The organism is Faecalimonas sp. LCP19S3_D12 (genome assembly GCF_052121495.1).
GTDB lineage: Bacteria > Bacillota > Clostridia > Lachnospirales > Lachnospiraceae > Faecalimonas.
On the sequence record NZ_JBQKED010000036.1, the window covers coordinates 21,844 to 36,260 of the forward strand.

The following is a 14,417-nucleotide window of genomic DNA, read 5'->3' on the forward strand; positions in this document are numbered from 1 at the left end:
TAAGATATAATGAGGACGGAAAATGTTGTAAAAAAGTAAGGGGTAGATATGTTAGATAAGAAAAAATTTTTGGAAGAATATAATATTAGCGAAGAGGCTTTTCAGGAAGCGGGAATCGCATGGGAAGAGCTGCAGAAAATATATGAGAATTATCAAAAAATTGAGAAGGACTTAAGAGATATCGGAAAAGATTTTGTAGATGATTACCTTTATGATATCGAGAGAGCGGGGATTCATTCCTATCGCTATCGTACAAAGGCTCCTGGTCATCTGATTGAAAAGATTATCCGAAAGCGCAGAGAGGCAAAGGACAAATTTGCGTTTTTGAATCATGAAAATTATTATAAGTATTTTACGGATTTGATTGGAATACGAGTATTTTTCTTATATCGGGAAGACTGGATTTACTTTCATAATTATATTACAAAGGTGTTTGAAAATAATCCGGATATTTATGTGGAGAACAGACTGGAAGATTTCGATGAGGATGTGAATCATTACTATCTTGCGGAACGACCGAAAGTGTATAAGCGTTCGGGAGACAGCAAGATCTATGATGAAAGGCTGATCGATATTAAAGCAGGCGGCATCTATCGGTCACTTCATTATATTATCAAATATAAGGGATATTACGTAGAGGTACAGGGAAGAACATTGTTTGAGGAAGGATGGAGTGAGATCGATCATGATATTGTCTATCCGTATTTCAAAAACGACCCGATGCTGTGTGATTTTTCGACACTGCTGAATCGTTTGTCAGGAATGGCGGATGAGATGAGTTCCTACTTCCGGCGGATGAAAGAAGAAAAAGTGAATATGGAACGTGAGAACGAAAAGGAATAGAATGTGGTAAAACGCATTCTATTTTTACACCGAAAATAAGCCATTGCATACTATAAAGAAAAAAGGAATTATGAAAATTGGGAACAGATTTGTATCAGTTTGCTGTTGTGGGAGGTGATCTGCGGCAGTGGTATCTGGCAGACAGGCTGGCAGAGAGAGGATACCGAGTCCTGACATATGACTTATGCAAAGAGGAGAAAATTCCACGTGCAAAAACAGCATCTTCTGTGAAAGAGCTTACAAATGCGGCGGATGTGTTGATTTATCCGATTCCGTTTTTGAAACAAAAAGGTGTTTCAGGCATAGAAATTTCCAAGCGAAAAGAGGTTCTTTTGAATTTGCGAGAGGGACAGTTTTTCTTTGCAGGGGGGATTCCGAAACAGCTTTATCGGGATATGGAAGCGAAAGGGGTTCATGTCTTTGACCTTATGGATGATAAAAGTCTATCTGTGAAAAACAGTGTTGCAACTGCAGAAGGAATGATTGCGGAAGCGATAATTCGAAGTTCGAGAAATCTCCGTGAAAGCAGGTGCATGATATTAGGGTATGGAACGTGTGGAAGAATGCTTGGTTCATATCTGAAGGGCATCGGATGCGAAGTAAGAGTTTTGGAAAAGAGCAGGGAAGCTTGTGCCTGTGCGAAAGCAGATGGTATGCAGATTATAGATGCAGGAACGCTTGAACGAGAACTTGAACAGATGGATATTATATTTAACACAGTGCCGCAGGTGATCCTGACAGCGGAGAGACTGGCCTATGTGCAAAAAGGGGCGTGGATTTTAGATATTGCATCTGGCGCTGGCGGAGTAGATTATACGGCAGCGAGAAGAACAGGTGTGCAGGCAGTACAACTTCCCGGGCTTCCGGGAAAATATGCACCTTGTTCCTCTGCTGAAATCATAGCAGATACCGTGCTTTGGAAATTAAGAGAATCTGTTGCTTAGTTTAAATATGTGGGAGGGTGTATGATGAAACTGAATGACAAGCGGATAGGTGTCGCTTTGAGCGGTTCGTTTTGTACCTATGACAAAGTGTTTAAAGAACTTCAGAAACTGGTGGATGAGGGGGCAAAAGTACAGACAATCTTTTCAGATGCATCTCAGACGATTGACAGTCGTTTTGGAAAGGCGGAGGAGTTCGTGCAAAAGGCAGAAAAACTCACCGGAATCAGACCGATGCGCACAATCGCAGAGGCAGAACCAATCGGACCAAAGGAGCTTTTAGATCTTTTGATTATCCTTCCGTGTACAGGCAACACAATCGCAAAGCTTGCAAATGGAATTACGGATACACCGGTTCTGATGGCAGCAAAGGCACATCTTAGGAATGAAAAGCCGCTTTTGCTGTCAGTATCCACAAATGATGCGCTTGGCATGAATATGAAAAATATCGGATTACTTTTGAATGCAAAGCATATTTATTTTGTGCCGTTTGGACAGGATAATCCTCAAAAGAAACCAAACTCGATGATTGCGCATACGGAACTTTTGCTGGATGCGGCAAAAGAGGCGCTAGAAGGAAAACAATATCAGCCGGTAATTCAGTAAAGTGTAGAAATGCTCTGAAAAATTCAGGGCATTTTTCTTAAATTATAGGAAATTCCTTTGGAATCCTATAATTCAAAAAATGCACTTCGTGCAAAGATGCGCAGCTCGCGGGGGTGAAACTATCACTGCGTGAACCGCTCGCGCGCGAAGATTGCGCAATAGCGCAATCTTTTTTTATATAACACTAGAAAAAATGAGCATACAACGATATAATGAAATGCGTATGAAAAAAGGAAGAGGGGAAGAATGATGGCGAAGAATATGACGGAGGGGAAACCGTTAAAACTAATATTGGCGTTTATGTTTCCGGTACTGTGTGGGAATCTGTTTCAAAATTTTTATAATATTGTAGATTCTATGATTGTAGGAAGATTTTTGGGCGTAGACGCCCTTGCGGCGGTCGGAAGTACCACGTCTTTAAATTTTCTGGTAGTGGGGTGGATTACCGGAATGACGAGCGGATTTGGGATATTGATCTCACAGGCATATGGTGCAAAAGATGAGAAACGATTAAAACATTATGTGGCAATGTCGACGTATTTATGCATTGCACTTGCAGCTGTGATGACAGTCGGGTTATTGTTGGCAAATGGATGGATTTTGACGACGATGAATACGCCAGAAAAGATTTATGCGGATACTTGGGAGTATATTGCAATCATCTATGCAGGTCTTCCGGCGACGATTCTATATAATATGCTGGCTGCGATTGCGCGATCTTTGGGAGACAGCAAGACACCGCTTGTCTTTTTGGTGTTATCGTCTGTTTTAAATATTGGTCTGGATCTTCTTTTGGTGGCGGTAATTCCACTTGGGGTGGCAGGTGCAGCTTATGCGACCGTTGCATCTCAGGCAGTATCCGGCATTTTATGTTTTATTTATGTATGGAAGAAGTATGAGATTGTCCGGTTTGGAAAACAAGAAAGGAAAATTTCTCTAAAGAGTATAAGACAACTTTTGTCGATGGGTGTTCCGATGGGACTGCAGTTTTCCATCACGGCAATTGGAACGATGATCGTACAATCCTCATTGAATCTGCTAGGTTCCATGTATATTGCATCTTACTCTGCGACAAGCAAGATTCAGAATATTGTGATGCAGGTGTACATGGCACTTGGAGCTGCGCTTGCAACGTATGCCGGACAGAACTACGGTGCAGGAAAAATCGGGCGGATCAAAAAAGGTCTGAATGTCAGTATCGGGATGACGGCGGTTTACAGTGTCGTGATCATGGTGGTAGCATATTTTTGGCTGCCATCTCTGGTAAAAGTATTTGTGGCAGATCCGACCGGGGAACTGCGCGCAATTGCGGAAAAGATGTTCCATATCAGTCTGTGGTTTTATTTCCCTTTAGGACTTATCTTTTTATACCGGAATACGCTGCAGGGAATTGGAAACGGACTGGTTCCAATGCTTGGTGGGGTGTTTGAACTGTTGGCAAGAGCCCTAACCGTAATTTTGTTGTTTGAAGCGCTTCGGTTTACCGGAATCTGTATCTGTGACCCGGCAGCCTGGGTGAGCGCGTTGATTCCGCTGATTCCATATTATTATTGGTATATTCGAAAATTGACAGTAGGTGAGGAAAAATGAGTGAACATATTTTAGTGGTAGATGATGAAAAAGAGATTGCAGATCTTGTGGAAGTTTATCTGATGAGTGACGGTTATCAGGTACATAAATTTTACAACGGAAAAGATGCGTTGGAGTGTATTGCGCATACAAAGCTTGATATGGCGATTTTGGATGTTATGCTGCCGGACATAGATGGGTTTAAGATTTGCCAGAAAATTCGAGAAAAGTATTATTATCCGGTTGTCATGCTGACTGCCAAGGTAGAAGATACAGATAAGATCATGGGATTGACGCTGGGAGCTGACGATTATATTTTAAAGCCATTTAATCCGTTGGAAGTAGTTGCAAGAGTAAAAACACAACTTAGAAGATATAAAACATACAACCATGCGGAAGTGCCGGAAGAAAAAGAAATTAACGAGTATGATATCAGAGGACTTGTGATCAATCAAACTACGCACAAGTGCACATTGTTTCGAGAAGAGATTGCGTTGACACCGATTGAATTTTCTATTTTATGGTATCTCTGTGAACGAAAGGGAAGAGTTGTCTCCTCAGAGGAGCTGTTTGAGGCTGTATGGGGAGAAAGATACTATGACAGCAATAATACGGTGATGGCTCATATTGGAAGGCTGCGTGAAAAATTGCATGAGCCGCCTAGAAAACCGAAATTTATTAAAACAGTATGGGGAGTGGGGTATCAGATTGAGTAGAAAAGAATACATGCGGGTAAATAAGACGGTGAATCAGATTTTTTACAAATTTTTACTAAAGATGCTTCTCGTGATTGTAGGACTTCCGTTTTTGCTCATTGGCGGGTATTATCTGGCTGAATTTGCGGCTGGCATGGTGATATGGTATCCGGAGGATTTGCTTTACCGCATCGGAAAATGGATTGAGCTTCGAATCGATGTCATAGTGGTTTTTGCTTTGATGGTTGGCTATCCGGCTGCGACGATTTTCTTTTTGAGAAAGCCGTTCTCTTATCTTAAGAAAGTGCTTTGGGCGACAGAAAATTTATTTCAAAGTGAGGAGAAGCTGATTGAGCTGCCGTATGAACTGAAGGAAATAGAGAGTGAGCTAAATTCTATGAAACTGGAGATTGGGCGCAATGCAAGGGCAGCAAAAGAGGCAGAACAACGGAAAAATGATCTGGTTGTCTATTTGGCGCATGATTTAAAGACACCGCTTACTTCCGTGATCGGATATCTGACTTTGCTGCGGGACGAAGGACAGATTTCGGAAGATTTACGACAAAAATATCTTTCGATTTCACTGGAAAAAGCAGAGCATCTGGAAGATTTGATCAATGAATTTTTTGAGATTACAAGATTTAATCTCTCTAATCTGACATTGGAATTGAGCAGAGTGAATCTGACAAGAATGTTGGAGCAGTTGGTGTATGAATTCAAACCGATGCTGGACGAAAAAGAATTGGATTGTAAGTTGTCGGTTCCAAAGGATTTGGAGTGGAAATGCGATATTGGAAAAATGCAGAGAGTATTTGACAATCTGCTGCGAAATGCAGTGAACTATAGTTTTGAGAAAGATACAATCTTTTTATCTGTTACTGAAGAAGTAGCGGGAATCAAAATTGTGTGTGTGAATCACGGCAACACAATTCCAAAAGAAAAACTAGAACGGATTTTTGAACAGTTTTATCGGTTGGATACGGCACGTACGACAAGAAGCGGCGGCGCAGGATTGGGGCTTGCAATTGCAAAAGAAATTGTCGAGCTGCATCACGGAACAATTTCTGCTTTCAGTGAAAATGAGACGATACGGTTTGAGATCGTTCTGCCAAAAGCACAATAAATTCTTAAGAATTTTGCAGAAAAAAAGTAGAATATTATTTAGAAAAAACGGGAAAATGACATCTTTGTTTTTGATAGGATAACTCTATCGAAAGCGAAGATGTTTTTTATTGCATAAAACGCTTTGCGAGGATCGCAATATACAAATGAGAAGGAGATAGAGAACATTGAAAAGAATAGCAATTTTATTTGGGGGATGCTCCAGTGAGTATCCGGTGTCATTACAGTCGGCATATGCCATTATCAACCATGTGAATCGAGAGAAATATGAGGTGGTTCTGATAGGAATCACACGTCAAGGAGAATGGTTCCGGTATGATGGTGATTATGAAGAAATCGCAGCTGACACCTGGCATGAAAGTGAAACATTTTGCCATCCGGCGTGGCTGAGCCCGAATCGATCTGTCCATGGAATGGTGGAAATCCGAGACAATAAGCGGATTGAGACATGGTTAGATGCGGTGTTTCCGGTTTTGCATGGGAAAAATGGAGAAGATGGAACTGTGCAGGGGGCAGCAGAACTAGCCGGGATTCCGGTTATAGGATGTGGTCTGCTGTCTTCAGCATTGTGCATGGACAAGGACAGGGCTCATCAACTGGCAGAAAAGGCAGGAATCTTAGTGCCAAAGGCGTTGGTATTTTCTGAGGTAATGGAAGAAAAGGAACTTTTAAAACGGACAAGCGCACTGACATACCCGTTGTTTGTAAAACCGGTCCGAGCAGGTTCTTCTTTTGGAATCACAAAAGTAAGTGAAAAAGAGCAGCTTTTGTCAGCTGTGAAAATGGCATTTACACATGATGATGAAGTGATTGTGGAAGAAGCGGTAGAAGGCTTTGAAGTGGGATGTGCCGTTTTAGGAAACGAGGAACTTTTGGTGGGAAGAGTGGATGAAATTGAACTGTCAGACGGATTTTTTGATTATACAGAAAAATATACGCTGAAAAGTTCCAAAATCCATATGCCAGCGAGAGTCGATGAACAGATGGAAAAAAAGATACAGGAAACGGCAAAACAGATTTACAGAGCATTGGCATGTAAAGGATTTGCGAGGGTAGATCTTTTTCTGACACCAGAACAGAAATTAGTATTTAATGAAGTCAATACTATTCCCGGATTTACGTCACATAGTCGTTATCCGAACATGATGAAAGGGATAGGGATGACGTTTTCAGAAATATTGGAGCGCCTGATTGAATTGGAGGTACGTTGATGGAAAGATATACGATATATCCGAAGGACGTGTATAAAGGGGCGCTGATTTTGGTGAATCAGGAACACCCGCTGAAAGAGTTTGCAGAGAAAACGTGGAAAGCAAGAGCTATAACAGAACAGTATAAAAATGTTTTGATGGAAGCTGTGTATATGAATGAACAGGGAATTTGTCTGGAAGAGTATATAGAACGGCTGAGACGGTATCTGTATGGGGAGAACGGTTTAAAACTTCAGGTGGATGAAAAAACAGTAGAGGTTTCTTACCTAAAGATGGAGGGAGAGGTAAAAGAGATTATGCTGCCAAAACAAAAATTCTGTCAGATATCAGGCAACAATGTAGATGGGGTGATATTGATATTGTGGGAGAAAAGAGATGGAAAAGCATAAGGGATATCCGATGGTAGACTATTTTCGCATGATAGCCGCGGTGCTTGTAGTGGCAATACATATATCTCCACTGGAGGAGTATAGTAGATTCGCGGATTTTCTGTTCACACGTGTAGCTGCAAGGATTGCTGTGCCATTTTTTCTGATGACAACAGGTTTTTTTCTATTTCCTCACTTGCAGACAGAAAGAGCAAGGACAGAAAAATTTTTAAAGAAAACCGGAATTTTATATGGAGCAGCTATACTGCTCTATCTGCCGCTGAATTTATATAATGGCTATTTTTCTGGAAAGGATTTTTTCAAAAAGTGTATACAGGATATTTTGTTTGATGGAACAATGTACCATCTCTGGTACTTCCCGGCGGTTGTGCTGGGGGTTGGAATTGTCACTGTTTTATTGAGAAAAGTGGGAGAAAAGCCTACGATCGTCGTTTGTGTTCTACTCTATATAATAGGACTTTTCGGAGACAGTTATTTTGGAATAGTCGAGCGGATTACGGTTTTGAAGGCTTTTTATCAGGCACTTTTTGGATTGTTTGATTATACAAGAAATGGTATTTTCTTCGCCCCAATATTTCTTGTGATGGGAGCAGTTCTTTCAAAATGGAAATTTAGGAGCAAAAAAATAGTATGGGCAGGAGCCGTTTTGTCATTTGCCGGCATGGCAGGAGAAGGAACGATACTATATCTAAATCATCTGCAGAGACATGACAGTATGTATTTTTTTCTGATTCCGGTAATGATGTTCTTGTTTGCGATTCTGATTGAACAGAGAGGAAAGCGTCGAAAATTATACGGAACGATTTCCATGATCGTGTACATCATACACCCTTGGATGATTGTGATGACACGAATGTGCGGAAAGATACTGCATATAGAAAAGATTCTGACAGGGAATCAACTGATTCAATTTGGAGTTGTTACTTTAAGTTCATTTATCGTGGCAGCAATTGTGTGTACTGTAGCACAAAAAATCGGAGGGAGACAAAATAATGAACAAAAGAGAGATGGAAAGAGCCTGGGTTGAGATTGATTTGCGTGCACTAAAAGGAAATGCAGCTCATTTAAGGCGTATTATGCAGCCGGGATGTAAGTTGATGGCAGTTGTAAAAGCCGACGCTTATGGACACGGTGCGGTAGAAGTGGCAAAGACCCTCAATCTGATAGGAGTAGATACTTTTGCTGTTGCAACAATCGAGGAGGGAATTACACTCCGAAGACATAAGATTGCGGGAGAAATTTTAATTCTAGGCTACACTGCTCCTTGCAGAGCAGCAGATTTGCAACGTTTCAGACTGCGTCAAACAGTCGTGGACATGGCACATGCAGAAGCATTAAATGCAATAGGAATTCCTTTGGAGGTAGAGATAAAGGTTGATACAGGGATGCATCGACTTGGTATCGATGTTCAGAATGTGCATGAAATCGAAAAGGTATATGAAATGAATTGTCTAAAGATCTGTGGGATTTATTCTCATCTATGCGTGTCCGATGGCACAACTGAAGAAGAAATAGATTATACGAAAAAACAGATTTCACTTTTTTATCAACAGATTCAAAAATTGGGGGAGAAAAAAATCAAGATTCCGTGTATGCATCTGCAAAGCAGTTACGGACTTTTGAATTATCCACAACTGCCGTGCGATTATGTGCGGGTGGGAATTGCATTATATGGTACATTGTCAGCGAAGGCGGACCAAGTCCGCAAGGAGGTTTCATTGTATCCTGTCATGGAGATAAAATCTAGGATTACATCTGTCCGCACGCTGAGAGCCGGTGAAACAGCAGGATATGGAAGGAAATTTTTGGCACAGACAGACCGGAAAATTGCAACGGTTTCCATTGGTTACGGAGACGGTATCCCAAGAAATCTTTCCGACAGTCATATGGAAGTTCTGATACAGGGAAAACGTGTGCCGGTAGTTGGAAGAATCTGTATGGATCAGATGTTGGTTGATGTGACATCACTGCAGTCGGTGAGTGCAGGGGATTTGGTTACAGTTGTTGGGAAAGACGGCGAAGAAGAAATTCTTATCACAGAGTTGGCAGAAAAAGCGGGAACAATTACAAATGAGTTATTAAGCCGTATCGGATGCAGGATGCCAAAAGTGTATTCCAAATAAAAAAGAAAAGGCAGAAACATTTAAATTTCATTTTTTTTAACATAAGCTATATACAAATTTCACATTTCAATGATATACTTTTAAGATAAAACAAATGAGGAGTGATGTTATGCCAGCATTTTATGCACATGAACGATTTGGGAAAAAAGTCTGGAAACAAATGCATGGAGAGCTCAAGGAGACGATTCGAGAGCATTATCCGCAGTTTCAGATTGGATTGCAAGGTCCTGACATTTTTTTCTTTTATAGATTATACAGTAATAATGAAGTTTCAAAATATGGAACGAATATGCACTCGGTTTCTGCATATCCGTTCTTTTCGCAAGCAGTAAAGATAGTTCAAGAAAAAGGAAGAGACAGCAAAGAATATGCATATCTGTTAGGTTTTTTATGCCATTTTATTCTGGATAGTGAGAGCCATCCGTATGTGGATGAGATGATTCAAAAGACGGGAGTGGAGCATGTGGAGATCGAAGAAGAATTTGAAAAAAAACTGCTTCGCATTGACAAGAAAGATCCACTTGGCTACCCGATTGCAAAACTTGTTCCGACCGATTGGAATACTGTAAAGGCAATCGCGCCGTTTCACCCGGCGATTGACGAAAAGCGAATTCGCCATTCTCTGATTTATTTAAAAGAGTTGAAGCGCCTTTTCACGGCACCTGGAGTGGTCAAACAGACGATGATCAATTCTGCCCTGAAGATGACGGGGAAATATGCTGTGATGAAAGGTGTTATGAACCAGCGGGTCGATAATCCAAAATGTATGGAGAGCAATATTGGTCTTTTGCGACATTTTGAGGAGGCAGTCCCTGTGGCTGTAAAGATGATCCAAAGTTTTGATGAGAGTGTAAAAATGGGAAAGGAACTGGATGAGCGATTCAATCGTACATTTGAGTAAAAGGAAGAGAAGATGGAAAAACAAAAACTGACAAAATTGGAGAAATACTGGATTCTTTATGATGTGGGGAATTCAGCGTTTGTCTTGCTTGTATCTACGATCATACCGATTTATTTTAACTATTTAACAGGCAATGCAGGGGTATCGGAAGTAGATTCCTTGGCGTATTGGGGATATGCGGCTTCAGCTGCGACAATTATTGTCGCGCTGATCGGACCAATTCTGGGTTCTATTGCAGATACGAAAAATTACAAAAAACCACTGTTTACGGTCAGTATGATGGTAGGGGTTATTGGTTGTGCAGCTTTGGCATTTCCGACATCCTGGGTCGTCTTTTTGGCTGTTTTTGTGATCGCAAAAGTAGGATATAATGCCAGTTTGATTTTTTATGATTCTATGTTGGTTGATATTACCGATCACGACAGAATGGATGTGGTGTCTTCGTATGGATATGCATGGGGATATATAGGAAGCTGTGTGCCATTTGTGATTTCGCTTGTGTTTGTATTGATGTATGAAAAGATAGGGATTACAATGGGGATGGCGATGATGCTTGCATTTTTCTTAAATGCGGCATGGTGGTTTCTGGTTACAATCCCATTGTTGAAAAAATACAAACAGGTGAATTATGCACAGATGCCGACACATCCGGTGAGGGACAGTTTCAGACGTCTGATAAACACGCTGAAAGATATCAAAGCAGAAAAGAATATCTTTTTATACCTGCTTTCGTTTTTCTTTTTTATCGATGGCGTGTACACGATCATCGAGATGGCAACAGCGTACGGAAGTGCATTGGGATTGGATTCTACCGGACTTCTGCTGGCACTTTTAGTGACACAGATTGTAGCGTTTCCATGCGCGTTGATTTTTGCAAGATGTTCAAAAAAATACGAGACAGATTTGTTGATCAAAATCTGTATTGCAGCATATACCGGAATCGCATTGTTTGCAATTCAGCTTGATAAGCAGTGGGAGTTCTGGCTGCTTGCCGTGTTGGTAGGAATGTTCCAGGGAGCGATTCAGGCGTTATCACGTTCTTATTTTGCGAAAATTATTCCGGCAGAAAAAGCAGGGGAGTATTTTGGAATTTATGATATTTGTGGGAAGGGAGCATCCTTTCTGGGGACTACTTTAGTGGGAGTGATAGCTCAGCTTACAAATGTGGCAAATGCAGGAGTTGCAATGATCACTGTTTTATTTGTGATTGGATTTGTATTGTTCTGCAAGGCTGCAAAGTTAAATAAATAAAAGGGTGATGAAAATGATAAAATTACTTGCGGTAGATATGGATGAGACGGCTGTAAATAGCAGACACAGGATGACAAAGGCGACAAAAGAAGCTTTGAAAGAAGTGTATGCAAAAGGAATTCAGGTAGTTCCGGTAACTGGACGGTGTCTGGAGGGATTGCCAACTGGGCTGAGGGGCATAAAAGAACTTTCTTATATTATCACTTCGAATGGTGCAAAAGTCTATGACTGGAAAGAAAAAGAAGTGCTATATCGAAAACTGATTTCCAATGAAACGGCATGTGATGTCTTAAAAATATGTCAGGAATATAAAATCGGGCTTGCAATTCATCAAGAAGGAAAGTGCTACGACAATTCAACAGTGCAGGCACTGTATCGAAAACTAGCGTATCATGGTGATTTTAAAGCACGCAAATCCGTAAAAGATTTGCGGAAACTTGTGGAAGAAAGTGGAAAGCCCGTCGAGAAAATTCAGATTTTTTATGGAAAAATGGAAAAACTGCTGGCCGTTCAAAAGGAACTGGAACTGTTCGATGATTTGGAATTGGCAGTTTCAACAAGCGGCTATATCGAAGTTACACAAAAGGATGCCCAAAAAGGAAAAGCTTTGGAACACCTTTGCAAATATTTGGGAATTCATATGGAAGAAGTCATGGCAATCGGCGACAATGTGAATGATCATTCGATGTTAGTACGGGCAGGATATCCCGTTGCAATGGGGAATGCCAATGAAGAAATCAAAAAAATTGCGAAGTATGTGACAGTAAGTAATGACGAAGATGGGGTTGCCAAGGCAATCTATGAAAAATTGTTATAAGAAAAATGGCGGAGAGAATGTCCTTTCCGCCATTTTGATATCTTATCCTAACAGTTTCTTTAAGTCTTCCTCCGGTGTGGAAATTGGTGAAATATGGAATTTTTCAACCAATAGATTCAACACATTTGAAGAGAGGAAGGCAGGGAGTGTAGGACCAAGTACTATGTTCTGTATGCCAAGATGGAACAGTGTCAACAAGATACACACCGCTTTCTGCTCATACCAAGATAATACCATGGAAAGTGGAAGGTCATTCACACCACATTCAAATGCCTCGGCAAGTGCCACAGCCACTTTGATTGCGCTATAAGCATCGTTGCATTGTCCCATGTCCATGATACGTGGAAGTCCTTTGATCGTTCCAAGATCAAGGTCGTTGAAACGATATTTTCCACATGCAAGTGTCAGAATAACAGAGTCCTTTGGTGTCTGTTTCACAAATTCTGTATAATAATTTCTACCGGTTCTTGCTCCATCACAGCCTCCAACGAGGAAAAAGTGTTTGATAGCCCCTTCTTTGACAGCCTCAATTACCTGGTCTGCAACGGAGAGCACTGTTTTGTGACCAAATCCGGTCATTACAGTTGTTCCACCATTGATACCCGTAAAGACAGTATCCTCTTGATAACCTCCAAGAGCGAGCGCTTTTTCGATGACAGGTGTAAAATCTTTTTCCTCGCCGATATGGATGATTTCCGGATAGGATACGACTTCTGTTGTGAACACTCTGTCCGCATAGCTTGGTTTTGGCGGCATTAAACAATTTGTGGTGAAAAGGACAGCGCCCGGAAGAGCTGCAAATTCTTTCTGCTGATTCTGCCATGCAGTTCCGAAATTGCCTTTCAAATGAGGATATTTTTTCAGCTCCGGATAACCGTGTGCCGGCAGCATTTCTCCGTGTGTATAGATATTAATATTTTTGTCCTGCGTCTGTTCCAAAAGCAGTTTTAGATCATAAAGGTCATGTCCGGAAATAACAATAAATGGTCCCTTTTCTACGATGAGAGATACTTCTGTCGGAATCGGCGTGCCATAAGTTTCTGTGTTTGCCTGATCAAGAAGAGCCATACATTTCAAATTAATTTCCCCAACCTCCAGTACGATTGGAAGAAGTTCGTCCATGTCCCAGTCCATTCCGACAGCGAAAAGTGCCTTGTAGAAAAACTGATTGACATCTTTGTCTTTATATCCGAGAACAGCAGCATGATAAGCATAAGCAGAAATTCCACGGATACCGAACAGAATTAGTGATTTTAAAGAACGGGTATCTTCGTCGTCGTTCCAAAGGTCAGACATATCATAGTCATTTGCTTTCCCACAAGGAGAGGCGCATGAACTGCACATTGGAGTGAAACGATTCCGTTCAAGATGAATTTGGTCGATTAGAGCGCGGAGTGTTTCATTGTTGAAATTTACATTCGTTACAGTGGTAAACAGTCCATCTAAAATAAGCTGATCAGTTGTATCAGTGATCAAATCTTCATTATTTACAGTTGCGCGTGCAAGGCCTATGAGTGCTCCGGTCAACTCATCCTGTAATTGGGCAGTATCGGCTTTCTTTCCACAGACACCTGCAGAACCTGTGCAGCCGGTGCATCCTGCAGTCTGTTCACATTGAAAACAAAACATTTTATTTGTCATAATTAGAATCTCCTTTTTATACTGTTTTTGAATTTTGTAGATTCATTATAATATAGTTTGGAAAACAGTTATGTTGTTATAACCACGAAAATAATGTTTTTGAAAAAAGTCAGTAAGGAGTTGTTTTTCTTGACAGTAATATTACTGCGTATTATAATAAAACAAAAACCGAAACGTTTCGATTTTTGAAGGAGGAGAAGATTGAAAATGAGAAGTAGAGGGTATCCATTACCTTAAGCACACGACAAATAAGCCATCTTTCGGTGGCTGCTTTAAAAATTGAATATTGAGAAGTTAAGGTTATGCGG

The 14,417-nt window shown here is 40.8% G+C and carries 14 protein-coding genes; 13 read left to right on the plus strand and 1 reads right to left on the minus strand.

Translation table 11 applies throughout. The annotated features are described in order from the left end of the window. Positions 1-48: 48 nt before the first annotated feature. The 13 genes from ACTQXY_RS11330 (at position 49) to ACTQXY_RS11390 (ending at position 12,468) form a co-directional block, all read left to right on the plus strand. A complete protein-coding gene (locus tag ACTQXY_RS11330) occupies positions 49-843 on the plus strand; it encodes a RelA/SpoT-related domain-containing protein (protein WP_441659534.1) in 795 nt (264 codons plus the stop codon). Positions 844-920: 77 nt separating this feature from the next. Continuing rightward, positions 921-1,787, plus strand: coding sequence for a dipicolinate synthase subunit DpsA (locus tag ACTQXY_RS11335; RefSeq protein WP_441659535.1), 867 nt, complete (start codon positions 921-923; stop codon positions 1,785-1,787). A gap of 24 nt (positions 1,788-1,811) precedes the next feature. Next, positions 1,812-2,390: a dipicolinate synthase subunit B gene (locus tag ACTQXY_RS11340; protein WP_441659545.1), complete on the plus strand. Its 579-nt coding sequence runs from the start codon at positions 1,812-1,814 to the stop codon at positions 2,388-2,390. Positions 2,391-2,639: 249 nt separating this feature from the next. Then, on the plus strand, positions 2,640-3,980 hold the full coding sequence (locus ACTQXY_RS11345; RefSeq protein WP_441659546.1) for an MATE family efflux transporter: 1,341 nt from the start codon (positions 2,640-2,642) through the stop codon (positions 3,978-3,980). Continuing rightward, positions 3,977-4,675: a VanR-ABDEGLN family response regulator transcription factor gene (gene vanR, locus ACTQXY_RS11350; RefSeq protein WP_441659536.1), complete on the plus strand. Its 699-nt coding sequence runs from the start codon at positions 3,977-3,979 to the stop codon at positions 4,673-4,675. Before ACTQXY_RS11345 ends, vanR begins: the two co-directional genes overlap by 4 nt. Before the next feature lie 10 nt (positions 4,676-4,685). After that, the gene (locus ACTQXY_RS11355) at positions 4,686-5,777 is read left to right on the plus strand and encodes an ATP-binding protein (RefSeq protein WP_441659547.1); all 1,092 of its coding nucleotides are present in this window, start codon (positions 4,686-4,688) and stop codon (positions 5,775-5,777) included. Between the two features lie 166 nt (positions 5,778-5,943). Further along, complete coding sequence (vanG, locus tag ACTQXY_RS11360) at positions 5,944-6,987, plus strand: D-alanine--D-serine ligase VanG (protein ID WP_441659537.1); 1,044 nt, start codon at positions 5,944-5,946, stop codon at positions 6,985-6,987. Continuing rightward, positions 6,987-7,376 carry a hypothetical protein gene (locus ACTQXY_RS11365; protein WP_441659538.1) on the plus strand — a complete coding sequence of 130 codons (390 nt, stop codon included), beginning with the start codon at positions 6,987-6,989 and terminating at the stop codon, positions 7,374-7,376. Before vanG ends, ACTQXY_RS11365 begins: the two co-directional genes overlap by 1 nt. Beyond that, positions 7,363-8,403, plus strand: a complete 1,041-nt coding sequence (locus ACTQXY_RS11370; RefSeq protein WP_441659539.1) for an acyltransferase family protein — start codon at positions 7,363-7,365, stop codon at positions 8,401-8,403. The genes ACTQXY_RS11365 and ACTQXY_RS11370 overlap by 14 nt, the downstream gene beginning before the upstream one ends. Then, positions 8,369-9,499 carry a serine racemase VanT catalytic subunit gene (vanT, locus tag ACTQXY_RS11375; protein WP_441659540.1) on the plus strand — a complete coding sequence of 377 codons (1,131 nt, stop codon included), beginning with the start codon at positions 8,369-8,371 and terminating at the stop codon, positions 9,497-9,499. Before ACTQXY_RS11370 ends, vanT begins: the two co-directional genes overlap by 35 nt. Positions 9,500-9,608: 109 nt before the next feature. Continuing rightward, the gene (locus ACTQXY_RS11380; protein ID WP_441659541.1) at positions 9,609-10,400 is read left to right on the plus strand and encodes a zinc dependent phospholipase C family protein; all 792 of its coding nucleotides are present in this window, start codon (positions 9,609-9,611) and stop codon (positions 10,398-10,400) included. A gap of 12 nt (positions 10,401-10,412) precedes the next feature. Next, positions 10,413-11,651: an MFS transporter gene (locus ACTQXY_RS11385; protein WP_441659542.1), complete on the plus strand. Its 1,239-nt coding sequence runs from the start codon at positions 10,413-10,415 to the stop codon at positions 11,649-11,651. A gap of 13 nt (positions 11,652-11,664) precedes the next feature. Then, positions 11,665-12,468, plus strand: a complete 804-nt coding sequence (locus tag ACTQXY_RS11390; RefSeq protein WP_441659543.1) for a Cof-type HAD-IIB family hydrolase — start codon at positions 11,665-11,667, stop codon at positions 12,466-12,468. A 42-nt stretch (positions 12,469-12,510) separates the two neighbouring features. Here ACTQXY_RS11390 and hcp read toward each other — a convergent pair whose 3' ends face one another. After that, on the minus strand, positions 12,511-14,109 hold the full coding sequence (gene hcp, locus ACTQXY_RS11395; RefSeq protein WP_441659544.1) for a hydroxylamine reductase: 1,599 nt from the start codon (positions 14,107-14,109) through the stop codon (positions 12,511-12,513). Positions 14,110-14,417: the final 308 nt, after the last annotated feature.